General features: G+C 73.6%; 21 protein-coding genes and 2 pseudogenes. 5 read left to right on the forward strand and 18 right to left on the reverse strand.

What is annotated here, in order from left to right:
* Window positions 1-76 precede the first annotated feature (76 nt).
* The 3 genes from OG500_RS19660 to OG500_RS19670 form a co-directional block, all read right to left on the reverse strand.
* On the reverse strand, window positions 77-2863 hold the full coding sequence (locus OG500_RS19660; RefSeq protein ID WP_329582067.1) for an SdrD B-like domain-containing protein: 2787 nt from the start codon (window positions 2861-2863) through the stop codon (window positions 77-79).
* 341 nt (window positions 2864-3204) lie between these two features.
* Window positions 3205-4182 carry an NAD(P)H-quinone oxidoreductase gene (locus OG500_RS19665; protein WP_329582070.1) on the reverse strand — a complete coding sequence of 326 codons (978 nt, stop codon included), beginning with the start codon at window positions 4180-4182 and terminating at the stop codon, window positions 3205-3207.
* Between the two features lie 88 nt (window positions 4183-4270).
* Window positions 4271-6313 carry a carbohydrate binding domain-containing protein gene (locus OG500_RS19670; RefSeq protein WP_329582074.1) on the reverse strand — a complete coding sequence of 681 codons (2043 nt, stop codon included), beginning with the start codon at window positions 6311-6313 and terminating at the stop codon, window positions 4271-4273.
* Window positions 6314-6541: 228 nt separating this feature from the next.
* Between OG500_RS19670 and OG500_RS19675 the strand changes: the two genes are divergently transcribed.
* Complete coding sequence (locus OG500_RS19675; protein WP_329582077.1) at window positions 6542-7162, forward strand: cyclodeaminase/cyclohydrolase family protein; 621 nt, start codon at window positions 6542-6544, stop codon at window positions 7160-7162.
* Window positions 7159-8004: a bifunctional 5,10-methylenetetrahydrofolate dehydrogenase/5,10-methenyltetrahydrofolate cyclohydrolase gene (locus OG500_RS19680; RefSeq protein ID WP_327067967.1), complete on the forward strand. Its 846-nt coding sequence runs from the start codon at window positions 7159-7161 to the stop codon at window positions 8002-8004. The genes OG500_RS19675 and OG500_RS19680 overlap by 4 nt, the downstream gene beginning before the upstream one ends.
* 10 nt (window positions 8005-8014) lie before the next feature.
* Here OG500_RS19680 and OG500_RS19685 read toward each other — a convergent pair whose 3' ends face one another.
* From OG500_RS19685 to OG500_RS19710, 6 genes and pseudogenes are all read right to left on the reverse strand, one after another.
* Complete coding sequence (locus tag OG500_RS19685; protein ID WP_327067968.1) at window positions 8015-9097, reverse strand: potassium channel family protein; 1083 nt, start codon at window positions 9095-9097, stop codon at window positions 8015-8017.
* A gap of 62 nt (window positions 9098-9159) precedes the next feature.
* Entirely contained in the window at window positions 9160-10407 is a 1248-nt protein-coding gene (locus tag OG500_RS19690) for a molybdopterin molybdotransferase MoeA (RefSeq protein WP_442907044.1), read from the reverse strand.
* Window positions 10404-10682 (reverse strand): DUF6457 domain-containing protein, encoded by a 279-nt coding sequence (locus tag OG500_RS19695; protein ID WP_442789186.1) that lies wholly within the window; start codon window positions 10680-10682, stop codon window positions 10404-10406. Before OG500_RS19695 ends, OG500_RS19690 begins: the two co-directional genes overlap by 4 nt.
* Window positions 10683-10815: 133 nt before the next feature.
* Window positions 10816-11433 (reverse strand): annotated as a pseudogene (gene mobA, locus OG500_RS19700) (molybdenum cofactor guanylyltransferase); the annotation flags it as partial.
* Window positions 11434-11460: 27 nt separating this feature from the next.
* Window positions 11461-12438 carry an MBL fold metallo-hydrolase gene (locus OG500_RS19705; protein WP_329582081.1) on the reverse strand — a complete coding sequence of 326 codons (978 nt, stop codon included), beginning with the start codon at window positions 12436-12438 and terminating at the stop codon, window positions 11461-11463.
* 195 nt (window positions 12439-12633) lie between these two features.
* Window positions 12634-13293, reverse strand: a complete 660-nt coding sequence (locus tag OG500_RS19710; RefSeq protein ID WP_329582084.1) for an FMN-dependent NADH-azoreductase — start codon at window positions 13291-13293, stop codon at window positions 12634-12636.
* A gap of 141 nt (window positions 13294-13434) precedes the next feature.
* Here OG500_RS19710 and OG500_RS19715 point away from each other — a divergent pair, with 141 nt between their 5' ends.
* Complete coding sequence (locus OG500_RS19715; protein ID WP_327067971.1) at window positions 13435-13839, forward strand: winged helix-turn-helix transcriptional regulator; 405 nt, start codon at window positions 13435-13437, stop codon at window positions 13837-13839.
* Window positions 13840-13894: 55 nt separating this feature from the next.
* On the opposite strand, the gene OG500_RS19720 is transcribed toward OG500_RS19715, so the two are convergent.
* The 5 genes and pseudogenes from OG500_RS19720 to dnaB all read right to left on the reverse strand — a co-directional run bounded on the left by OG500_RS19720 (window position 13895) and on the right by dnaB (window position 18997).
* The gene (locus OG500_RS19720) at window positions 13895-14545 is read right to left on the reverse strand and encodes a class I SAM-dependent methyltransferase (RefSeq protein ID WP_329587641.1); all 651 of its coding nucleotides are present in this window, start codon (window positions 14543-14545) and stop codon (window positions 13895-13897) included.
* A pseudogene (locus tag OG500_RS19725) lies at window positions 14519-15187 on the reverse strand (HAD family hydrolase); the annotation flags it as partial. The gene OG500_RS19720 and the pseudogene OG500_RS19725, both read right to left, overlap by 27 nt.
* A 296-nt stretch (window positions 15188-15483) precedes the next feature.
* Window positions 15484-16710: an RNA polymerase sigma factor gene (locus OG500_RS19730; protein WP_327071609.1), complete on the reverse strand. Its 1227-nt coding sequence runs from the start codon at window positions 16708-16710 to the stop codon at window positions 15484-15486.
* A 152-nt stretch (window positions 16711-16862) separates the two neighbouring features.
* Complete coding sequence (locus OG500_RS19735) at window positions 16863-17294, reverse strand: YciI family protein (protein WP_327067972.1); 432 nt, start codon at window positions 17292-17294, stop codon at window positions 16863-16865.
* 254 nt (window positions 17295-17548) lie between these two features.
* Window positions 17549-18997 (reverse strand): replicative DNA helicase, encoded by a 1449-nt coding sequence (gene dnaB / locus OG500_RS19740; protein WP_329587645.1) that lies wholly within the window; start codon window positions 18995-18997, stop codon window positions 17549-17551.
* Window positions 18998-19563: 566 nt separating this feature from the next.
* Between dnaB and OG500_RS19745 the strand changes: the two genes are divergently transcribed.
* Window positions 19564-20931, forward strand: a complete 1368-nt coding sequence (locus OG500_RS19745; protein ID WP_329582087.1) for an MATE family efflux transporter — start codon at window positions 19564-19566, stop codon at window positions 20929-20931.
* Between the two features lie 133 nt (window positions 20932-21064).
* Here the strand turns inward: OG500_RS19745 and rplI are convergent, their stop codons facing one another.
* From rplI to rpsF, 4 genes are all read right to left on the reverse strand, one after another.
* Window positions 21065-21511, reverse strand: coding sequence for a 50S ribosomal protein L9 (gene rplI, locus OG500_RS19750; protein WP_327067974.1), 447 nt, complete (start codon window positions 21509-21511; stop codon window positions 21065-21067).
* A 17-nt stretch (window positions 21512-21528) separates the two neighbouring features.
* On the reverse strand, window positions 21529-21765 hold the full coding sequence (rpsR, locus tag OG500_RS19755; RefSeq protein WP_030304537.1) for a 30S ribosomal protein S18: 237 nt from the start codon (window positions 21763-21765) through the stop codon (window positions 21529-21531).
* 78 nt (window positions 21766-21843) lie between these two features.
* Window positions 21844-22455 carry a single-stranded DNA-binding protein gene (locus tag OG500_RS19760; RefSeq protein WP_327067975.1) on the reverse strand — a complete coding sequence of 204 codons (612 nt, stop codon included), beginning with the start codon at window positions 22453-22455 and terminating at the stop codon, window positions 21844-21846.
* Window positions 22456-22556: 101 nt separating this feature from the next.
* Window positions 22557-22847: a 30S ribosomal protein S6 gene (gene rpsF, locus OG500_RS19765; protein WP_327067976.1), complete on the reverse strand. Its 291-nt coding sequence runs from the start codon at window positions 22845-22847 to the stop codon at window positions 22557-22559.
* A gap of 339 nt (window positions 22848-23186) precedes the next feature.
* On the opposite strand from rpsF, the gene OG500_RS19770 reads away from it, so the two are divergent.
* The gene (locus OG500_RS19770; protein ID WP_327067977.1) at window positions 23187-23492 is read left to right on the forward strand and encodes a hypothetical protein; all 306 of its coding nucleotides are present in this window, start codon (window positions 23187-23189) and stop codon (window positions 23490-23492) included.
* The last annotated feature ends 71 nt before the right edge of the window (window positions 23493-23563 follow it).

The raw sequence follows: 23563 nt of genomic DNA on the forward strand, positions 1-23563 counted from the left end.
GGTCCAACGGTCGGGCGGGCCCGCGGACCAGTGGTCCACGGGCCCGCCCAGGGGCAGCGCTGTACCGGCCCCGGACCTACTGGTGCTGTGTCCTTCGCCTGCGCAGCAGCACGAGCATCGCCGCGCCGACGACGGTGAGCACGGCACCGCCGGCCAGCGCCATCGGCACCAGCCCGCTCATGCCGGTGAACGCCAGGCGCGAGCCGGGCGGGGAGCCCGCCGGCGGTGCTGCGGCCGGTGTGCTCGGCACCGGCACCACCGGTGCCGGCGTCGGCGACGGGCTCGACGGCGCGGGCGACGGGCTCGGCGACGGCGACGGGCTCGGCGTCGGCGTCGGCGTCGGCGTCGGCGTCGGCGTCGGCGTCGGCGTCGGGCTCGGCGTCGGGGTGGGCAGCAGCTGGTTGACGGCCGTCACCGAGACCCCGGCGTCGAGGTTGTCGGAGGTCAGCACCAACGGCCCGAACACCGTCACGTCCGGCACGGCGTACCCGGGCGGCGGACCGACCTCCTGCCAGTAGTACGTCCCCGGCAACCCGCTGCCCTGGCAGACGCCGTCGGCCCCGGTGGTGCAGCTCCCGCCGACCTTGGTGTCCGGTTTCGCCCCGGTGGTCTGCAGGCCGCCGGAGCCGTTCGTCTCCTCCCACAGCTGGAACTGCGCCCCGGCCAGCGGCTTGCCGTCCTGGTCGTGCTTGAGCACCCGCAGCACGCCCTCCTGCTGCCGGAAGCCGAAGTCGTAGGTGTGGTTGTTCTCGCCCGGCCCGCCGGTGGTCAGCGAGGTCTGCGGGAACTTCGCGCCGGCCGGCACGATGCCCTTGGAGTCGATGAAGTGGTTGTCCCCGACGTCCGCGGCGGTGGGCACCCACTGGTAGAGCGGGCCGCCCTTGGCGTAGTCGGCCGGGTTGTCGAGGCGGATGGTGTAGTCGGTCCTCGGCTTGAGGCCGCCGGTGACGTCCGAGTCGTCGAAGTAGTACTCACCGCGCGAGGTCGTCGTCGTGGTCCCGACCAGCTTCCCCGACCCGTCGTACAGGTGGACGGTCACGCCCACCACCGGGCGCTGGCCCGGTTCCTGGAGGCCCGAGCGCTCGGGGTCGTACCAGACCCGGTTGCCGATCTGCAGCGGCGCCTGGTCGCAGAGCACCTCGAGGTCGCCCATCGAGGCGCCCTTGCCGAACGGGGCGCTGGTCCCCTTCGGGGTCAGCCGCAGGCCGAACTTCGGGTCCTGCGAGCCGTCCGCGCGCTCCAGGAACGAGGTGCCGTAGCCGACCGGGGTGTGGTCGGGGTCGAAGGAGGAGACCGCGATGGTGCTCTCGACCTTGGAGAGCGCCATGCCGGCGAACGCCGTGTTGTGGTGACCCACCGCGGCCCAGGCGGTGTCGAAGAACCGGGCACCGCGCACGGTCTCGCCGCAGCCCTTGTCGGTGTCCATCACGTACGTGCCGTTCGCCAGGCAGGCCTTGTCCAGGTCACCGCCGGACATGACGTTGAAGACGGAGCCCGGTGCGGGGGCTCCCGGCTCGCGGTCGGCGAAGCGGTCGCGGAAGGCGAGCAGCATCGAGCCGTCGGTCTCGAAGAGGATCTCGCCCAACTCCGGTTCGGGGTTGGCCATGGTGGCGGTGCCGCACGCCTTGCCGTTCTGCGTGGTCGGGTATGTGCTGGTCCACGGGAACCATCCCGCCCCGTCGCACGGACCCGAACCGACCGTCGAGGCGCGCGGGTAGTCCAGCGGCTGGTCCAGCACCGGCTTGCCGAACGCCCCGGTGGTGAGGTCGAACGGCATGACCACGGCGCGCACGTCCGTGAGCCTGTCCGTGGACTGGCCGGAGCAGACGCCGCCGAGGTAGCCGGTCCCGTCCTGCAGACCGAGACCGAACGGCCGCCAGTCCCCGTCCGCCGGGCAGCCCGGGTCCGGGATCGGGTAGACGGCCTTCGGCGCCGAGGCCGTCGCCCCGGTGGCGTCGTAGCGGTACAGCTTGCGGTCGTTGAGGTTGACGACGAAGAGGTCCTTGCCGTCATCGGTGATCTTGATCCCGCCCAGGCTCTCCTTGCCGGGCACGTTGAGGAAGGCGTCGTCCGTCCCCGGCCCGTGCACGGTGCTGCCCGCGTCCGGCACGGTGGCGAAGAGCGTCGTCCTCTTCCGCGCGGGGTCGGTGACGTAGAGCGCGCCCGCGCCGCCGGGGCCGTAGGCGGTGCCGCGCTTGGCCACCGCCGAGGAGAAGAGCCGCTGGTCGGCCTTGTCCCAGGCCAGGCCGTACACCGTGCCGGTGTCGGCGTTGGTGGCCAGGGTCGTCGCGGTGGTGCCGTCGCCGCCGGGGCCCTCCTGGCCGCGCGCGCTGTACGGGAAGGAGACCAGCGTGCGCTCGGCACCGCCCTCGGTGTTGGCGGGCTGGCAGGTCGCCACCAGCGGAGCGTTCTTCTGGCAGTAGTCGCCCGGGTTCCACAGCCCGGTGGTGTACGCGACGTTCTTGCCGCCGGAGAGGTCGACGAACTCCTCGTTGCTGCTCAGCTGTGTGGGCGCGCCGTCCAGCCCCTGGCGCGAGGCGAAGGCCGGGAAGAGCACGCCCGGTTGCGGATTCACCACCTGCACGCGGTACGTGCCGCCGGTGGCCTTGCTCGCGCCCGGGGCCAGCGTGACCGTGCCGTCGGCCGCGGTGACCCCTTCGACGTCCGTCCCGGCGTCGTCGGTGAGGGTCACCTTGACGCCCGCGATACCCGGCTCCAGTGCGGGGGTCCACACCCCGCTGGTGTCGACGGCCCGGATCACCCGGACCGTCACCGACCCGTCCCCAGTCTGCGAGGACGCCGTCGGTGCCGCCGCCAGCGAGCAGCTGCCGATCCCCAGCAGCAGCGCCGCGACACTGCCCACGGTGCGGCGACCGGGAGCCCCCGGGCGGCGCCGACCCGGCCCGCGCGCACTGCTGTTCGAATCTTCGTTCGTAGTTGTCATCCCCTGCTCTCATCGTTCAGAAGGGAGCCGATGCCCGAACTCGTATGGGATTGCATGAGAGTTGGCGGAAAACCGCCTGGGGGCGAGCTTAGAGGCGATCTGAGCAAGATCGTGGCGGAACGGCGAACTCGGGTTCCACTAACTCATCGTCCAGTGAACCCGGTTACATGTGATGCACAGCCGAACACCGTCCTCTCATGAAGCTGTCCCGCACCCCGGAGCGGGTGCGGGACAGCGTCGATCGCGGACGGGTGGATCCGTCACACCTGCAGGACGATCTTCCCCACCTGCTCCCCCGCCTCCAGCGCCCGGTGCGCCTCGCCGGCATCGGTCAGCGGCAGCACCCGGTCGATCACCGGCTTCACCACGCCCGACTCCACCAGCGGCCACACGTGCTCGCGCACCGCCGCCACGATCGCCGCCTTCTCCGCCAGCGGACGCGGGCGCAGCGAGGTGGCCACCACCGCGCCGCGCTTGGCCAGCAGCTTGCCCAGGTCCAACTCACCGGTGCGGCCGCCCTGCAGACCGATGATCACCAGTCGCCCCGCCATCGCCAGCGCGTCCACGTTCCGCTGCAGGTACTTGGCGCCCATGATGTCCAGGATCACGTCCACCCCGTGGCCGCCGGTGGCCTCGCCGACCGCCGCCACGAAGTCCTGCTCGCGGTAGTTGATCCCCACGTCCGCGCCCAGCTCCTTGCAGCGCGCCAGCTTCTTGGCGCTGCCCGCGGTCACGATCACCTTGGCGCCGACCGCCTTCGCCAGCTGGATCGCCAGCGACCCGATCCCGCTCGCGCCGCCGTGCAGCAGCACGGTCTCGCCCGGGCGCAGGTGGGCGACCATGAAGACGTTGGACCAGACGGTGGCGGCCACCTCGGGCAGCGCGGCGGCGGCCACCAGGCCCAGGCCCCGGGGCACCGGCAGGAGTTGGCCCACCGGGACAGCGACCTTCTGGGCGTAGCCGCCGCCGGCCAGCAGCGCGCAGACCTCGTCGCCGACCGCCCAGCCGGAGACCCCGGGGCCGAGCGCCGCGATCTTGCCCGAGCACTCCAGGCCCGGATAGGGCGAGGCGCCGGGCGGCGGGTTGTAGCTGCCCTGGCGCTGGAGGGTGTCCGCGCGGTTGACGGCGGTGGCGGCGACCTCGACCAGGACCTCGCCCTCGCCGGGGACCGGGTCCTCCACCTCGGCCCAGACGAGCGCTTCGGGACCGCCGGGCTCGGGAATCGTGATTGCGTACATGCGTCCGACGCTACCCGGCCGCCCCGGCGCGCGGGCCTTCGCCACCCGCGCCGGGGCGGAGTTCCTCCTGCGGGCCCTGGGGCGGTCGCTACGGGAGCGGGGTGGGCGCCGCCAGGTAGGACTGGGTCCGGGTCACCCAGTAGCCGAAGTCGCCCGGCCCGCTCTGGTCGGTGCCCGAGGTCTCCGGCACCCCGTAGGTGCTGCTCCCGGTGCCCGCGCCGAACAGCACCGCCACCACCCCGGCCGTGGCCGCCTCCGGCAGGTGGGAGCCCCAGCTGACGGTGGATCCGTTCACCGACACCTTCGGGTCACCGCCCGGGTTGGCGCCGTAGAAGGCCAGGTCGTTGCCGCTGCTGGTGAAGGAGTCGCCGTAGAAGAAGGTCGAGGCCGAGTCCTCGTTCTCCTCCGCGGTGGTGTTGTCCAGGTCGGGGAAGCGGCCGGAGGCGTTGAAGTACGTGGGGCTGGGCGTGAGCGTGGAGTTGAGGTGGCCGACCGCGATCTGCCACAGCACCGCCGGCAGGCCCAGCGACTGACGGATCGTCTGGACGTAGAGCAGGTAGTTGCTCCAGTGCGCGGCGTTGAGGTAGCGCACGTCGGCGGCGGGGTTCGGGTCGTGCAGGATCCCGAAGTCCTGGCCCCACTGGTCGAAGGCGACGAAGTCCGCGCGGTAGCCGATGTCGGCGCTCTGCAGGAACGCGGCGACCTGGTCGCCGGTGGCGGTCACCGACTGGCGGCCGGCGCTCCAGCCCATCGTGTCGGTGTCCTTCAACGCGTCGCGCACGCCCCAGGTGTTGACCTGCCACCCGACGAAGGCCGACGGGTCGTACTTCTTGATGGTGTAGTCGATCGCCTCGACCAGGCCCTTGAGGTTGTCGCCGAAGGCCGGGTCCGAGCCGCCGGCCAGCACCCCGGCCGCGTAGGCGGCGCTGGTGGCGGCGGGCATCCGGCTCGCGTCCCCGCCGTACTGGGCGGCGTAGTTCTGCTGCAGGTAGCCGAGCATGTCCGGCTCGACCACCCAGCCCACCGGCTTGCCGGGCGCCGCGGCGTTCGCCGCGCTCGCCGCGTTCTTCAGCGCCTGGAAGTACGTGGTCAGCCAGCTGCTGCTCTGCATGTTGGTGTAGTCGACGCTGGTGCCGTCGATGTTGCCGTTCATCCCGTACTCGACCATGACCGGGGTCATGCCCAGCCGGGCGGAGTGCTGGACCATCGTGGTGGTGGTCGCCGCCCAGTTCGGGAAGTCGTTGCCGACCAGGTACTCGTAGCCGTAGTCCGGCAGCTTCCCGTGCGAGGCCAGGCCGTTGAAGAAGCTGTCGACGCTGCCGCCCGGCGTGTAGACGCTGCCGATCGCCAGGTAGGACGGGTGCCAGGAGGAGCCGACCGGCCCGCCGCCGCTCGGCGTACTGGCGGTGACCGGAGCGCTGGGCGCGGACTCGTGGCCGGCCGCGTCCAGCGCGGTGACCGTGTAGCTGTGGCTGCTGCCCGCGGCCAGGCCGGTGACGGTGGCCGCGGTGGTGCTGCTGGTCGCCACCACCGCCGAGCCCTCGTAGACCCGGTAGGAGACGGCGGCCGAGCCGGTGGCCGGCTCGCTCCAGGTCAGTGCGATGCTGGCGGGCGTGGTCGCCGAGACCGCGAGGCCGGTGGGGGTGGCCGGCGACTGGGCGGGGCCGCCGCCCGGTCCGGTCAGCGAGACGTCGTCGGCGTCGTAGGTGCCCTCGCCGTACCAGCCGTGCAGGTAGAGGGTGACCGAGGTGGTCGAGGCGTCGGTGGTGAAGCTGGTGGTCAGCTGCTGCCAGCCGTTGGTGCCCGGCGTCCAGGTCGAACTCTGGCCGTTCGCCCCGAGGTAGACGTAGGAGCCCTGGACGTAGGCGGAGAGCGTGTAGGTCGAGTCGGGCTGCACGGCGACGGTCTGGGTGCACTGGGCGTCGTCACTGGCACTGGCCGCACCGGCCAGGGCGTGACTGCCCGCGTGCACCGGCGAGCCGACCACGCTCGCGGTGCCCGGGTCACAGCTCCAGCCGGTCAGATCTCCGCTCTCGAAGCCGGAGTTGACGACCAGATTGGTGGCATCGGCCTGCGCCGGACTGCTCAGCGCGAGCGTGCCGCCCGCTAAGAGTGCTGCCGAACCAAGCATGGCGACAAGGGAGTTGGGCTTGCGCACGGAGTCCTCCGGTGGGGGGCGGCGGGGTGCTGCGAAGCGTACGGTCCCGACAATGGACTAGACCTATAAGGCAGTCAAGGGTTCCGGATCACTTCACCGGCCGCCCACCGCAGCCGCCCGCGCACGCGGTCGTCTCGCAATCTGACGGACAGTCAGATATGCCAGAATGCCGGAACCGACCCACTGTGAGGAAGAGCCGCCGTGCGCGACGAGACGATCAGCGATTTCCTGGGCCGACTGGCCGACCGGATCCCCGCACCCGGAGGCGGCGCGTCAGCCGCCCTGCAGGCCGCGCAGGCGGCGGCGCTGCTGGCCATGGTGGCCCGCTACAGCACCGGCGAGAAGTACGCGGCGCACGAGGCCGTGGTGGAGCGGATCATCCGGGAGAGCGACGCACTGCGCGAGCGCGCCCTCACCCTGGCCGAGCAGGACGCCGCCGCGTTCGGCGCGGTGACCGACGCCTACCGGCTGCCCAAGGACGACGAGGCCGCCAGGGCCGCCCGCTCGGCCGCCATCGGCCGGGCGCTGGTCGGCGCCGCCCGCCCGCCCGCCGAGGTGATCACCGCCGCGCTGGACGCCGTGGAGCTGGCCGAGACGCTGCTGCCGATCGGCAACCCCAATGTGATCACCGACATCGCCGCCGCCGCCGAGGCGGCCCGCGCCGCGGCCACCACCGCCCGGGTCAACGTGGAGGTCAACCTCGGCGGCATCCGCGAGGAGCGCACCCGCGAGGCGCTGCTGGCCGACACCGCCCGGGTGGACGAGATCGCCGCCCGCGCCGAGCAGGTCACCGCTGCGGTCCGGGCGGAGCTCGCCAAGTGAGCGCCACCGTTCTCTCCGGCACCGCACTGGCCGCCTCGATCCGGGCCGAGGCCGCCGCCCGCGCCGGGGAGCTGGCCGCCGCGGGGCGCCGGCCGCACCTCGCCGTGGTCACCGCCACCGACGACGGGTCGAGCGCCTGGTACGTGCGCTCGATCCAGCGCGCGGCGCTGAAGACCGGCCTGGAGTGCACCGTCCACGACCTGGGTGCGGACGCCGCACCGCAGGCGATCCGCGAGCGGTTGACCGGGCTCAGCGCCGATCCGCTGGTGCACGGCCTGATGCTGCAGACCCCGCTGCCGGCCGGCACCACCCTGGAGGAGCTGGCCTCGGCGATCGCCTTCGAGAAGGACGTCGACGGCGCCAACCCGCTCTCGCTGGGCCGCCTGGCCAGCGGTCTGCCGGCCTTCGCCCCGGCCACCGCCGAGGCCGTGGTCGCCCTGCTCGACCACTACAAGGTGCCGCTGAGCGGCCGTCAGGCCGTGGTGGTGGGCCGCTCCACCGTGGTCGGCAAGCCCGCCGCGCACCTGCTGCTGGACCGCGACGCCACGGTGACGGTCTGCCACTCGCGCACCGCCGACCTGGCCGCGGTGACCGGCACCGCCGAGGTACTGGTGGCCGCGGTGGGCCGGCCCGGACTGATCACGGCCGACCACGTGCGCCCCGGCGCGGTGGTGATCGACGTCGGGACCAACCCCACGCCCGAGGGCGGGCTGGTCGGCGACGTGGCCCCCGGGGCGGCCGAGCGGGCGGGCGCGCTGACCCCGGTGCCCGGCGGGGTGGGACCGGTGACCACCGCACTGCTGCTGCGGCACACGGTGCTGGCCGCCGACCGGGCCGGCTGAGAGCCGTCCCTCAGGACGCCGAGGCCGAGCGCGCGATGGTGATCACCCGGTCGGTGAGCTGGAGCGTGGCGGCCTCCGGGTCGGCGAAGTCGAGCACCCGCCGGCCGCGCACCACCGCGACCACCAGGTCCGGGCAGGCCCGCGGGCTCTGCCCGGCCTCGGCCCGGGTGACCGGGCGCTCGACCACGTCCAGGCCCCGGCCGTAGGTCAGCAGGTCCTCCATCACCGCGCCCGCGTTCGGGCTGAGCATCGACATGCCCAGCAGCCGCCCGGCCGAACTGGAGCTGGTCACCACGACGTCGGCCCCGCTCTGCCGCAGCAGCGGGGCGTTCTCGTCCTCCCGGACGGCGGCGACCACGGTGGCCGACTTGTTCAACTGGCGGGCCGTCAGGGTGACCAGCACCGCCGTGTCGTCGCGCTCGGTGGCCACCACCACCTGGGCGGCCCTCGGCACCTCGGCGCGCAGCAGCGTCTCCGTCCTGGTGGCGTCGCCCACCACGCCCACCAGGCCGTCCAGGGTGGCCTGTTCGATGACCCGGCGCTGCGGGTCCACCACCACGACCGCCTCCTTGGCCATCCCCTGGCCGAGCAGGGTCTGGACCGCGCTGCGCCCCTTGGTCCCGTAACCGACGATCACGGCGTGGTCGTGCACCTGGGACCTCCAGCGTCCGATCCGCCACTGCCGGCGGGTCCGTTCGGCCAGCACCTCCAGGGTGGTGCCGACCAAGATGATCAGGAAGACCACCCGCAGCGGGGTGATCACCAGGATGTTGGCCAGCCGCGCGCCGTCGCTGACCGGGGTGATGTCGCCGTAGCCGGTGGTGGAGAGGGTGACGGTCGCGTAGTAGGCGGCGTCCAGGAAGCTCAGCCTGGCGTGGGCGTTGTCGTGGTAGCCGTCCCGGTCCAGCCGGACGATCAACGCGGTGGCGAACAGCACCGCGAGCGCGATCGCGACCCGCAGCGCGACCTGCCGCAGCGGCGGCGCGCTGCCCCGGGCCGGCAGCTCGATCCGGCTGCCCGTCTCGCCGTCGGTGTCCTGGGCACGCCCGGCAGCGCGACGAGGCCCGCGCGGGCGCTGGTCACCGTTGGTCATCCGACCAGCATGCGGGGCCCGGCGGCGGGCGCCCGGGAGGCCGCGGGCGTGTGTCGTGCCGGTCAGCCCGGTACGCCCAGCAGCTCCACCCGCTCCCCCGCCGCCACCCCGCCCGGCGGGACGACCGCCAGCGCCTCGGCGAGCGCCAGCCCGCGCAGCATCGCCGGGCCGTCGAAGGCCAGCGGCACCGGACCGTCCTCGGTCAGGCGCACCGGCAGCAGCCGGGTGTCGCCGGGGTGCCCCGCCAGCCCCCGCACCGCCTTGACCCAGCGGCCCGGCTGCACCTCGCGCCCGCTGCCGGCGTGCAGCAGCGGCAGCGCCAGCGTGACGGTGCCCGCCACGGCGGCCAGCGGGTTGCCGGGCAGCCCGACCAGGTGGCGGACCCGCCCGTCCGGGCCGGCCGGCGGCAGCTCCGCGAGCAGCATCGGGTGCCCGGGCCGGACCGCGACGCCGTCCACCAGCAGCCGGGCGCCGGCCTCGGCCAGCGCCGTGTGCAGGAAGTCGGCCGGGCCCGCGGCCGTGCCGCCGGTGGTGATGATCAGCTCGGCCGGCGAGCGGCGCACCGCGTCCCGCAGCAGCGCGAAGTCGTCGCGCACCGCGCACTGGCCGATCAGCTCGGCGCCCGAGGCCCGCAGCCACGGCTGCAGCATCGGTCCGAGCGCGTCCCGGACCAGGCCGGGGCCCGGCAGACCGGCCGCCACCACCTCGTCGCCGAGCACCAGCAGCTCCACGGTCGGCGGGCGGCCCACCGTCAGCCGGTCGTAGCCGCAGGCGGCGGCCAGGCCGAGGACGGCCGCGGTGACCGGTGTCCCGGCGGGCAGCAGGTCCTCACCGCGCCGGCACTCCTGGGCCCGGGGCCGCACGTCCTGCCCGGGGGCCAGCGGGCCGGGGCCGGTGGGGTGCAGCGTCCCGGCGCCCCGGGTCGGGTGCGCCACCCGGCCGTGCTCCCGGCGCAGCACCGCGGTGGCGCCGGGCGGCAGTTGCGCGCCGGTGGCGATCTCGGTGGCCCAGCCGTCGGCCAGCGGCGGCGGGGTCCGGCCCGCCAGCACGCGCCCGGCCAGCCGCCACGGGCCGGGGCCGGCCACCGCCCAGCCGTCCATCGCCGAGGTGTCGAAGGCGGGCAGGTCGGTGAGCGCGGCGAGCGGCCCGGCCAGGGTGTGGCCGAGCGCCGCGGCGAGGTCCAGCTCCAGGACCGGCCGCGGCAGCCGGGCGGCGGCCCGCCGGGCGATCGCGCGGGCCTGCGGCCACGGGGCGACCGGGGTGGGGGTGGCCGTCCCGGCGGCGCCGATCGGCGGGGCGGAGGCGTTCACGGCTGGTCGGCCGCCGTCGCGTCGGCCGCCGACCGTGCCACCCACCGCTCGGCCAGCGCGGTGACCTGCCGCACGGCCTCGGTGACCGCGCCGGGGCCACCGCCGCGGGCGGCCGCGGCGTAGCCGACCAGGAAGGTGGTCAGCGGTGCGGCCGGGCGCTCCACCCCGTGCGCGACCACCCTCGCGAGGTCGAGCAGCTCCCGCAGGTCGGCCTCCGGGTCGATGCCCAGCTCGGCCGCCGCCTCGGTCATCCAGTCGTTCAGCGTGCGTTCCATGGTGAACCATGCTGCCGCACACGGCGGCGCCAGGCCCCGCCGTGGTGTTGCGCGGGGGAGATGTTTCGCTCACCGGGGTGTGCGGAGCGCGATGGACTCACCCCTCCACCGCCCGCCCCGGCGTCCGCTGTGCCCCGCGCTCCTCGGCCCGGCGGCGGGCGCGCGCGAGGTCCTCCCAGGTGTCGCAGTCCTGCGACACCCCGTCAGGATCGGCCAGCCGCACCGTGCGCAGGCCGCCGACCAGCCGGCGCAGCGGCCGCCCTGCCGGGTCGCCCAGCGCCGCCAGCGCCGCGCGCAGCGGCGCGGCCCGGTAGGCGGCGGCCAGCGGCTGGTCCCGGCCCTCGGCGTCCACCAGCACCGCGGCCTGCGGGTGCGCGGCGCCGTCCGCGGCGACCGCGGCGGCCAGCACCCGCACCGTGCGCGCGTCCAGGAAGGGCAGGTCGGCGGCGAGCAGCAGCACCACCGGCGCACCCAGCGCGGGCTCGGCCAGAGCGGCCGCGACGGCGGCCACCGGGCCGCCGCCGGGCGGGTCCTCCCTGGTCCAGCGCGGTGCGCCGGTCGTCTCCGGGTGCGTGCCCCGGGGCCCGACCACCACCGTGGTGTCCGCCGCCGCGCAGGCACCCAGCACCCGGTCCAGCAGGCTGCGCCCGCCGACCGTCAGCCGCGGCTTGTCGACGCCGCCGAGCCGGCGGGCGGCACCGCCGGCCAGCACGATCGCGTCGAAGGGCGTGGGCGTGGGGCCACTGGTCATGGGGCCAGTATCGGGCCTTGCGGCGGCTCAGCCCTCGGCCGCCGCCTCGTCCTCCCCGACGGCCCCGGCCGAGTCCTCCCCGCTGGCCGCCCCCGCCGCATCGCCCTCGCCCGCCGCCACCCGCGCGGTGTGCGCCGACGCCGCCGCCGCCAGCACCGGCGGCAGGGTCAGCTCGCCGTACCGCTCGCCGACCGCCGCGATCAGGCCCTCGGGGTCCCCCGGGTGCGCGGCCAGCAGCCGGTCGTAGTCCTGCAGGTACTCCCCGGTGAAGGCGAGCACCCGGCCCGCGTCGTCGTCCTGGTCCGGCGCCCGGTGGCCGGCGATCACCCGGGTCACGTCCAGCTCGGCGAGCCGGCCCAGGTTGCGGATCCAGGCGGTGCGCTGCTCGGTGCTGGTGTCGGCGGTCCAGACGTGGGTGCCGTTGAAGACCAGGTCGCCGGCGATCACCGTGCGCGAACCGGGCACGTGCACCACGGTCGAGGTGTCGCAGTCGCCCTGGCCCAGGTAGAGCACCCGGATCAGCTGGCGGTCGATCATCAGCGGCTGCGGACGCAGCGGGCGGGGCAGCACCGGGTTCTCGGGGATGTCGTCCCCGTACACCGGGCGCCACTGCCGGACCTTGGCGGCGGCCGTGGCGGCGATGGCGGCCACCACCTGCGGGGCCGCCAGCACGTGCGCCTGCGGGAAGAGCCGCAGCACCTCCTCGACCCCGAAGTAGTGGTCGGGGTGCGGGTGGGTGATCACCACGGCCAGCAGGTTGCGGCCCTTGCCGGCGATCCACTCGGCCAGTTCGCGACCGGCGCTGCGGGTCAGCTGGGCGTCGACCAGGATCGCGTCCCGGGCCCCGATGACCAGGCTGGAGGTGGCGAAGAAGGCCGACTCGGGGCCGGTGAAGACCTCGATCGCCAGCGGTGGCCCGGGGCGCCCGGCCGCCTCGGCGCCCACCGGGGCGACGCCGTTGCCGCTCCCCTCGGCGTGCTCCTGCGGCGGTGGCGACGACGTCACTGGCTCTCCCTGGTCCGACGGCCCCCGCGCCCCACCGGGCGGGGGCGCTGTCGGCACCAGCATGGAAGCGGACCCCCCGCACCGCCCGGCAGGCGCGCCCGGGCGGGTGAGCACGCGCCCGGCGCCGGCACGGTCCGTCGCCCCCCGCGCGACGGGCCGTCAGCCGCCCGCCGGGCGGCGGCGGTCGACGGGCCGTCAGACGGCGACCGGCTGCGCCAGCCGCTCGGCCAGCGCCCGGCCCTTGGCCGCCGCCTGCTCGAGGGCCTGCGTCTTGGAGGCGTCCGCCAGCTCGATGAACTCGGCCATCGCCGGGTTGACCCGGGCCAGCGTCAGCTCGGCGACCACCAGGTCGACCTCCGCGCCGAGCAGCCCGGTCAGCGCCTTCTCCAGGTAGCTGGTGGCGAACTCGAAGGGCTCGCGCGGGGTGCCGGGCCCGTACGCTCCGCCGCGCGAGACGACCACGGTGATCGGCTTGCCGGCGACCGTGCCGCCCTCGCCACCGGTGCGGCCGAACTGCACCACCTGGTCCAGCCAGGCCTTGAGCGAGGACGGGATGCCGAAGTTGTACATCGGCGCGCTGATCAGCACGGCGTCGGCCTGCTCCAGCTCGGTGATCAGCTCCTCGCGCAGCGCCACGGCGGCCCGCTGCTCCTCGGTGTACCCCTCGGGAGCGCTGTACTGGGCGGTGATGGCGGCGGCGCTCAGGTGCGGCACCTGGCTGACGGCGAGGTCGCGGTGGACCACCGTGCCGTCCGGGTGAGCCGCCTGCCACTCCTGGCGGAAGGTCGCCGCGACCTCACGCGAGACCGAGCCCTGGGTCATGGCCGACGAGTCGATGTGCAGCAGCGTGGACATGGCAGTCCCTCCATACCTTGCGATAGTCACTGCCGTTTCATCGGCAGCTGGTAATAACGTAGCAGCTTACTTTTCTGCAGTCACTATCGGATGGTCGTAGTCTGGAGGCATGGGTGAGCCAGGACGCGGCCGGAGGCGGACATGACGCAGGTGGAGCAGAACACCGAGGTGCCGTCCGCGGTGGAGCTGTGCGCCGCGGCGGCGGTATCGGCGGCCGGCCCGTGCAGCGGCGCCGACGAGGCGCTCACCCGGGTCTTCACGCTGCTGGGAAAGCGCTGGTCAGGGCTGGTGGTCGCGGTCCTCAGCTACCAGCCCGCGTACTTCTCCGAGCTGCGCCGGGCGATCCCGGGGATCAGCGAACGGATGCTCTCCGACCGGCTGACCGAGCTGGCCGAGGCCAAGCTGGTGCTCCGGCAGGTGGACGAGGGCCCGCCGCTGCGGGTGCGCTACGAGCTCACCGAGGCGGGCCGGGCGCTGCGCCCGGCCCTCGACGAGCTGCGCAACTGGGCCGCCACCCACCTGCCCGAGACCCCGCCGCCCTGCTGAACCCGACGCAGTACGGCGCGGACCTGCCACAGTACGAGCCGTCCGCGGACGGCCTTCACGGCTGCCGGACGAAGCCCAGCTCGGTCCAGCGCACGCCGCCCCGCCCGTGCAGGTCCGCGCGCTCGTCCTGGTGCACCGGGCGCAGTCCGAGTTCGGCCGCCTGGGCCAGGACCTCCGCCGTCGGCACCGCGAACATCCGCCGCCCGGCCGGCACCGGCCCCTGCCGCACCGTCATCAGCAGCGTGCCGCCGGGCGCGAGCAGCCCGGCCACGGTGCGCATCGCCGCGGCCCGCTCGCGCGGGGCGAGGTGCATCCAGACCGCGGTGAGCATGATCAGGTCGTAGCGCTCGCCCGCCGCCCCGAGCCGGGGCAGCTCCGGCAGCGCGTCGTCCACCCAGCGCACCGTGCTGCCGGCGTGCTGCCGCCCGGCGTGCGCGCGCAGCGCGGCGGTCGGCTCCACGGCGGTGACCGTGTGCCCCAGGCGGGCCAGCGCGGCGGCGTCCCGGCCGGTCCCGGCGCCCACGTCCAGCACCCGGGACGGCGTGGCCGGCAGCAGGTGCAGCATCCCGCGGTGCACCTGCTCGAAGCCGACCTCCTCGTACTGGTCGGCCAGCGCCGCAGCCGCCTCGGTGTAGCCGGCGGTGCCCGCGGCACCCGCCCCACCGGCCGGCTCCCAGGCGGCCAGCAGCCCCGGCAGCTCGCGCATGTCGTGGAAGTCCCGGGCGCCCTCCGCCGCCAGCCGCTCGGCCGGGGTCAGCCCGCCGGCGTAGCCGAGCACCCGCATCCCGGCCGCGCGGGCCGCCCGCACCCCGGCCGTGCTGTCCTCGACCACCACGCAGGCCTGGGGGCGCACGCCCATCCGGGCAGCCGCGTGCAGGAACAGGTCCGGGGCCGGCTTGCCCTGGGCGACCTCGGTGGCGCTGAAGATCCGACCGTCGAAGTAGTCGTACAGGCCGGTGTGCCCCAGCGTGTGACGCATCTTCTGGTGGCCGCCGCTGGAGGCGACACAGGTCGGCAGGCGCAGCGCGGCCAGCGCCTGCTCGATGCCGTCGACCGCGGTCAGCCCCTCGTCCACCGCGATCCGGTGCCGCTCCTCGAAGCGGCGCTGCCACTCGGCGGCCACCGGCTCGCCCAGGCGCTCGGCCACCTGTTCGCCGATCGAGGCGGTGGAACGGCCGACGAACCGGTCGATCACCTCCGCCTCGGTCAGCGCCCAGCCCAGCTCGGCGCCGACGGCGACCTGCGCCCGGACGGCGATCGGCTCGCTGTCCACCAGGACGCCGTCACAGTCGAAGATGACCAGCTCGACGGGGAGTTCATCGACGGGCTCAAGTTGCTCACGGTCCATTCCCGCACCCATCTGATCCCCCGTCACCGGCGTTGCGTCCGGGCTGCGGACCGCAGCCAAGAACTGCCGATCCTAGCCACAGCACTCCGCTCCTCAGCGGCCCCGGCCGCTGACAGGCTTCTTCCCACCAGCGCGAACACCAAGAAAGGTAGGGCACCCCCATGAGCACCCCGCCGAGCACCCGGCAGACCGCCTTCGAGATCACCGTCGCCGACGCCCGGATCCCCCGCCGGGTGTCCGGCAGCGGGCCGCGCCTGGTCCTGGTCCACGGCACCCGGTGAGCGCCGCCTGCCGCTTCAGCCGGCGGCCTGCGCGCAGGCCGCCGCCCGGCCCAGCAGCACCGCCCGTTCGCGCTCGTTGCGGGTGAGCGCCGCCGCCCGCTCGAACTCGGCGCGGGCCTCGGCCGGGCGGCCGAGCTTGGCCAGCAGGTCGCCGCGGACGGCGGGCAGCAGGTGGTAGCCGCGCAGCGTCGGCTCATCGGTCAGCTGGTCGAGCAGCGCCAGGCCGGTGGCCGGACCGAACGCCATGCCAAGCGCCACCGCGCGGTTCAGCTCCACCACCGGGGACGGCGCCCGGTGGGCCAGCGCCTCGTACAGCGCCGCGATCCGGACCCAGTCGGTCTGCTCGGCGGTGGCCGCCCGCGCGTGGCAGGCGGCGATCGCGGCCTGCAGCGCGTACGGCCCCGGCCGGCCCGCGGCCAGCTCCTCGGCCCGCCCCAGCGCCGTCAGACCGCGGTGGATCAGCAGCTGGTCCCAGCGGCCCCGGTCCTGGTCGAGCAGCAGCACCGGCGCACCGTCCGGTCCGCTGCGCGCCGCCGAGCGGGAGGCCTGGATCTCCATCAGCGCGACCAGTCCGTGCACCTCGGGCTCGGCGGGCATCAGCGCGGCCAGCACCCGGCCCAGCCGCAGCGCGTCCTCGCAGAGACCGGGCCGCATCCAGTCGTCCCCGGCCGTCGCCGCATACCCCTCGTTGAAGATCAGGTAGATGACCTCCAGGACCGAGTCCAGCCGCCCGGCCAGCTCCGCACCGCTCGGCACCTCGAACGGCACCTCGGCCCGGGCCAGTGTCCGCTTGGCCCGCACGATCCGCTGCGCGAGGGTGGCCTCCGGGACCAGGAACGCCCGCGCGATCTCGTCCGTGGTCAGGCCGCCCAGCAGCCGCAGGGTCAGCGCCACCCGCGCCTCGGTGGCGAGCACCGGGTGGCAGGCGGTGAAGACCAGCCGCAGCAGGTCGTCCTCGATCTCCTCGGCCTGCTCGGCGAGCTGCTCGGGCCCCGGGGCCGGCCGGCCGGCCAGCTCGGGGCCGAACCGGTCGAGTTTGCCGGCCAGCCGCTGCTCGCGGCGCACCAGGTCGATCGCCCGCCGCCGCGCGGTGGTCATCAGCCAGGCACCGGGGTTGCGCGGCACGCCCTCGGCGGGCCACTGCTCCAGCGCGGCCACCAGCGCGTCCTGGGCCAGCTCCTCGGCCAGGTCCAGGTCACGGACGATCCGGGTGAGCCCCGCGATCAGCCGCGGCGACTCCATCCGCCACACGGCGGCCACCGTGCGGTGCGCCGGGTCGTCCTCGGGGTGCCGTACCTGGGTACTCGTCACGGCTCCCCATCAGAGCAGCGGCGGCCGGGGCGCCGCAAACCCGGCCCGCGACGCCCCGGCCCGCGATGCCCCCGCCCGGTCCGCTACCGCTCGGCCGCCTGCCGCTCCACCTCCTCGCGCAGCGCCTTCTCCCGCTCCACCGCGTCCGGCGGCAGCACCTCGGCGGGGAAGTCGGTGGGCTCGAAGATCTGCCGCAGCTCCAGCACCCCGCCCTCGCCGAACGGCACCCGGCTGGCCCACTGCACGGCCTCCTCGCGCGACTTGACCTGGATCACCCAGTAGCCCGCGATCAGCTCCTTGGCCTCCGCGAACGGGCCGTCGGTCACCGTCGGCTTCCCGCCGGGCCAGGTCACCCGGAAGCCCTTCTCGCTCGGGTGCAGCCCGTCGGCGGCCAGCAGCACGCCGGCCTTCACCAGCTCCTCGTTGTACCGGCTCATCTCCGCGAACACCTCCGGCGGCGGCAGCACGCCCGCCTCGGTGTTCTCGTCGGCCCGTACCAGCATCATGTAGCGCATCTCGCCGGCTCCTTCTCGGTCGCCACGGGTTGGGGGTCCCTCCCCCAGCCTTCACCCGTGCGTCGAACGGGAGCGCGCCGGATCGACAGCCCGGGTGAACTTTTTTCGAGAAGTCCCACAGCCGGGCAGGGCAGGGCCTAGGAGTCTGATGAAGATCTTGAAAACGCGCCCGGCTTGCACCAGTTCGACCTGATTGACATTTACTGGCAATCTGTCGCAAATCGGGCGGTCAGAGCAAGATCTTCAAGAGACTCCTAGTCGCGCGTCATGTCCACGAAGCGCGAGTAGTGGCCCTGGAACGCCACCGTGATGGTCGCCGTCGGGCCGTTTCGGTGCTTGGCCACGATCAGGTCGGCCTCGCCCGCGCGGGGGGACTCCTTCTCGTAGGCGTCCTCGCGGTGGAGCAGGATGACCATGTCGGCGTCCTGCTCGATCGAGCCCGACTCACGCAGGTCGGAGACCATCGGCTTCTTGTCGGTGCGCTGCTCGGGACCACGGTTCAGCTGGGACAGCGCGATCACCGGGACCTCCAGCTCCTTCGCCAGCAGCTTCAGGTTTCGCGACATGTCGGAGACCTCCTGCTGGCGGCTCTCGGCCCGCCGCGAGCCGCCGGACTGCATCAGCTGGAGGTAGTCGATGACCACCAGCTTGAGGTCCTGCCGCTGCTTCAGCCGCCGGCACTTGGCGCGGATCTCCATCATCGACAGGTTCGGCGAGTCGTCGATGTAGAGCGGCGCGGCGGTGACGTCGGGCATCCGCCGGGCCACCCGGGTCCAGTCGTCGTCGGTCATGTTGCCCGAGCGCATGTGGTGCAGCGCCACCCGCGCCTCGGCCGACAGCAGACGCATGGCGATCTCGTTGCGCCCCATTTCGAGCGAGAAGATCACGCTCGGCAGCCCGTTGGTGATCGAACAGGCCCGCGAGAAGTCCAGCGCCAGGGTCGACTTGCCCATCGCGGGACGGGCCGCGATGACGATCATCTGACCGGGGTGCAGGCCGTTGGTGAGCGCGTCGAGGTCGGCGAAGCCGGTCGGGACGCCGGACATCTGGCCCTGCCGGGAGCCGATCGCCTCGATCTCGTCGAGCGCGCCCTCCATGATGTCGGCGAGCGGGGCGTAGTCCTCGCTGGTGCGCTGCTCGGTGACGGCGTAGATCTCGGCCTGGGCGGCGTTGACGATCTCGTCCACGTCGCCCTCGGCGGCGTAGCCCATGCCGGCGATCCGGGTGCCGGCCTCCACCAGGCGGCGCAGCACGGCGCGCTCGTGGACGATCTCCGCGTAGTACTCGGCGTTGGCGGCGGTGGGGACGGAGTTGACCAGGGTGTGCAGGTAGCCGGGGCCGCCGACCCGGGTGAGCTCGCCGCGCTTGGTCAGCTCGCTGGCCACCGTGATCGGGTCGGCCGGCTCGCCGCGGGCGTAGAGGTCGAGGATCGCGCTGTGGATCAGCTCGTGGGCCGGGCGGTAGTAGTCGATCGGCTTCAGGACCTCGACCACGTCCGCGATGGCGTCCTTGGAGAGCAGCATGCCGCCGAGGACCGACTGCTCGGCCGGGATGTCCTGCGGCGGGACCCGCTCGAAGCCCTCCACGGCGCCGTCCCGGCCGGCCTCGCGGTCGCCGTCCTTGTCGCGCTTGCGGAAGTCCTTGCGGAACTCGCCCTTACCGCCGCCCGCCGCCTCCTTGCCGCGGCCGCGGGAGACCGGCAGGCGGTCGCCGGGGCTGTCGGGGAACCCGTCGCCGGAGCCACCGGGTGCGAACGAGGGTCCGAAGGCGTCGTCGGACGGCTGCCAGTCGTCCTCCGGGGGCGGCGGTACGTCGTGGTCGTCGTACTGGGGGCCGGTCACGCGTGTTCCCCGTTCAGCAAGCGGTGCGAGTGTGGTGCGAAGGTGCGGTGGCCTGGTCGGGCGGACGCGGACACGGTCCGGGCCACCTCCTTCATACGCCACGCGGCCGACGGAACGGCTGCCCGGGTCGGGGCACGGCGCGTCGGATGAGCGACCACGCTAAGGGGCGATCGGGCCTCGGACCAACACGGTTATCCACAGGGGGTGTGGATGGATGGCCCATCACTGTGGACAACTGCCCGAAACCTGTGCACAAGCATGTGGAAGGTCCTGTGGATAACCACACGATCGGCCTGGTGTCAACTCGCTGACCTGCGAGGAGTCTTTCCACCGGCTGTGCATGAGAAATACTTCACACAGCCCGGACGGCCTCTCGTAATGGCCGTAGCTGCTTGTGCTACTTACTAACGGTTGGCTACCGTGTCCGCATGACCGGTGGCCCCACGACCGCGCCCGCCCCCGAGGCCCCCAAGGCCGCGCGGGCCGACCGCCGCCGCCACGACCGCGAGATCCTGGCGCTGGCGGTGCCCGCCTTCGGCGCGCTGGTCGCCGAGCCGCTCTTCCTGCTCGGCGACTCGGCGATCGTCGGCCACCTCGGCACCGCCCAGCTGGCCGGCCTCGGCGTGGCCGGCGCCGCGCTCACCACGCTCACCGGGGTCTTCGTCTTCCTCGCCTACGCCACCACCGCCGCCGTCGCCCGCCGGATCGGCGCCGGGGACCGCAGGGCGGCCGTCCAGCAGGGCATCGACGGCATCTGGCTGGCCCTGCTGCTCGCGGTGCCCGTCGCACTGCTCGCACTCGCCCTGGCCCCGCAGCTGGCCCGGCTGCTCGGCGCCTCCGCCACCGCCGCGCCGTACGCGGTCACCTATCTGCGGATCAGCACGCTGGGCATCCCGGCGATGCTGATGGTGCTGGCCGCCACCGGGGTGCTGCGCGGGCTGCAGGACACCCGGACACCGCTGCTGGTGGCCGTCGGCGGCTTCGCCGCCAACCTCTGCCTCAACCTCACCCTGGTCTACGGCGCCGGCCTCGGGGTGGCCGGCTCGGCCTGGGGCACGGTGCTGGCGCAGAACGCGATGGCGGCCGTCTACCTGGCCGTGGTGGTCCGCGGCGCCCGCCGCGAGGGCGCTGTGCTGCGCCCCGACGCGGCCGGCATCCGGGCCTGCGCCCGGGCCGGCGGGCCGCTGATGATCCGCACCCTGAGCCTGCGGGCGGTGCTGCTGCTGGCCACCGCGGTGGCGGCGCGACTGGGCGACCGGGAGCTGGCGGCCCACCAGATAGCGATGGCGCTGTGGAGCTTCCTCGCCTACGCGCTGGACGCGATCGCGATCGCCGGGCAGGCGACAATCGGCCGCTACCTGGGGGCCGGCGACCGCGCGGGAGCCAGGGCCCAGGCCCGGCGGATGGTCGAGTGGGGGCTGGCCGCCGGTGTGCTGCTCGGCGTGCTGGTGGTGGCAGCCCGGCCGCTGTACGTCCCGCTCTTCAGCGCCGATCCCGGCGTGAAGTCCCAGCTGGCCGCCGTGCTGCTGCTGGTCGCACTGACCCAGCCGGCCTCGGGTCCGGTCTTCGTGCTGGACGGGGTGCTGACCGGCGCGGGCGACGGCGGCTACCTGGCCTGGGCGATGCTGGGCACCCTGGCCGCCTTCGCACCGGCGGCCCTGGCCGCGCTGCACCTGGGCTGGGGCCTGGCCGGGCTCTGGTGGGCGCTGAACCTCTTCATCCTGGTCCGCTGCGCGTTCCTGGTCGCCCGGCTGCGCACCGGCCGCTGGCTGGTCACCGGCGCCGTCCGGGCCTGACCCACCGCCGCCCTGACCCGCCGCCGCCCCGAGCCGCCGCACGAGCCCGACGACCAACCGCACAAAAGCCGGCGGGCCGGCCCTCCCGCGTGGGGAGGACCGGCCCGCCGGTCGTGCGTTACCGCGACCTGTGTCAGGCAGCGACGACGGCGACGTCGAGGTTGGCCTGGACGTCGGCGTGCAGCTTGACGGTCACCTTGTGGGTGCCCACGGTCTTGATCGGCGAGGCGATCGAGACGGCGCGCTTGTCCACCACCGGGCCGCCGGCGGCCTTGACGGCCTCGACGACGTCGGCCTGGGTGACCGAGCCGAACAGGCGGCCGGCCTCGCCGGAGCGAACGGCCAGCTTGACCTGCAGGCCCTCGAGCTTGCCCTTGAACTCGTTGGCAGCCTCGAGGGTCTGGATCTCGTGCACCTTGCGGGCACGACGGATCGCGTCGACGTCCTTCTGGCCACCCTTGGTCCAGCGGATGGCAAAGCCACGCGGGACCAGGTAGTTGCGGGCGTAGCCGTCCTTGACCTCGACGACCTCGCCGGCGCCGCCGAGACCCGGCACCTCGTGAGTGAGGATGATCTTCATTACTTGGTCACCCTCTCTTAGCGCGCGGTGCTGGTGTAGGGCAGCAGCGCCATCTCACGGCTGTTCTTCACGGCCGTGGCGACGTCACGCTGGTGCTGGGTGCAGTTGCCGGTGACCCGGCGGGCACGGATCTTTCCGCGGTCGGAGATGAACTTCCGCAGCAGGTTCGTGTCCTTGTAGTCAACGTAGTTGACCTTGTCCTTGCAGAAGACGCAAACCTTCTTCTTAGGCTTGCGAGCAGGCGGCTTCGCCATGGTGTGCTCCAAATGGGATCACGATCCGGAACCACCCGATGGGGGTGGTGTCCCGGGTCGCACGAAATCTGTCAGCTCTTAGAACGGGGGCTCTTCCGAGTAGCCGCCACCGGACGGGGCACCCCAGCCGCCGCCACCCTGGTTTCCACCAGCGGGCGGGCTGGACGCCCACGGGTCGTCAGCGGGACCGGACTGGCCGCCGCCGGAGGCGTTGCCGCCCCAGCCGCCGCCACTCTGCTGGCCGCCACCGCCGCCCCAGTTGCCCTGGCCGCCACCCTGCTGGCCGCCACCAAAGCCGCCGCCGCCACCGCCCGGCGCACCGGACCGGTTGGCCCGGGTCACCTTGGCGGTCGCCGAGCGCAGGCTCGGGCCGACCTCGTCGACCTCGACCTCGAAGACCGTCCGCTTCTCGCCTTCCTTGGTCTCGTAAGACCGCTGGCGCAGTCGGCCCTGCACGATCACGCGCATGCCGCGCTGCAGCGACTCGGCCACGTTCTCCGCCGGCTGACGCCAGACGTTGCACGTGAGGAAGAGGCTCTCGCCGTCCTTCCACTCGTTCGTCTGACGGTCAAAGGTGCGGGGGGTGGACGCGATGCGGAACTTCGCGACCGCCGCACCCGAGGGGGTGAAACGCAGCTCGGGGTCGTCGACGAGATTGCCGACGAGGGTGATGACGGTCTCGCCTGCCATGGTGTGCTGACCTCTCGGGAGGAGGAGTTCCGTTCAGCGATGTTTCACGTGAAACATCGGACATGAGCCGTCCGGGACTCAACAGGAGTCCCAGCGGTGGCTCAGTGGGTGTCCGGGCGCAGGACCTTGGTCCGCAGAACCGACTCGCTCAGGGACATCTGGCGGTCGAGCTCCTTGACGACCTCAGGCGTGGCCTTGAGGTCGATGACCGAGTAGATGCCCTCGGGCTGCTTCTTGATCTCGTACGCCAGGCGGCGACGACCCCAGGTGTCGATCTTCTCAACGGTGCCACCGCCGGTGCGGACGACGTTGAGGAAGTTCTCGATCAGGGGGGAGACAGCGCGCTCCTCGACCGAGGGGTCGAGGATGACCATCACCTCGTAGTGACGCATGGGTAAACCCACCTCCTTTGGACTCAGCGGCCACGGTCTCTCCGTGGCAGGAGGGTTGTACGGCGTCGGCACTGGAGCGCTGCCGACCGCGGACCACCGTGGTTCGGAACCACGCTAGCCACCGGGTCGGACAGTGGGCCCCCACCAGGCCGGCAGGGGCCGAAACGGCCAGCCGGCGGACATGGGAGGGCACAGATACACCAGTGCAGATCGCTCAGCCTACCCGCACCCATCCGGCCGAACAAAACACTCATGGATTGCCGTCGGGTCTCAAGCGGCGCAATCTGGGCAGAACGGGTACACACACGCAGCGCTCGCCCTCCGCAGGAGGTGGGTTCCATGGCACAGACCATCCGCCGATTCCCCGCGTTCACCCTCAACACCGACGGCCACACGCACCCCCGGGAGAACACCCTGGTGGGGCTGACCGTGATCTTCGGCCTGGTGGCCTTCATCACCTCGTTCTGGCACGGCCTCAACATGCTGACCTCCTGGACGGGGCTGGGCGGCATCGTCACCGGCCTGTGGGGCCAGTTCATCTCCGTCACCACCTCCGAGCGCTTCGTCCTGGTGATCGCACTGGCCGCCTCGGCGTTCGGCTTCGGCATCGCCCTCGCCCACGGCGGCCTCTTCGGCGGCGTGTAGCGGCCGGCCCCGGAAGGGCCTCGCACGGTCGGCCACCCGCCCGCGCACCGCGCTCAGGACGGCGCTCTCCC

Source organism: Kitasatospora sp. NBC_01250 (assembly GCF_036226465.1).
Lineage (GTDB): Bacteria > Actinomycetota > Actinomycetes > Streptomycetales > Streptomycetaceae > Kitasatospora.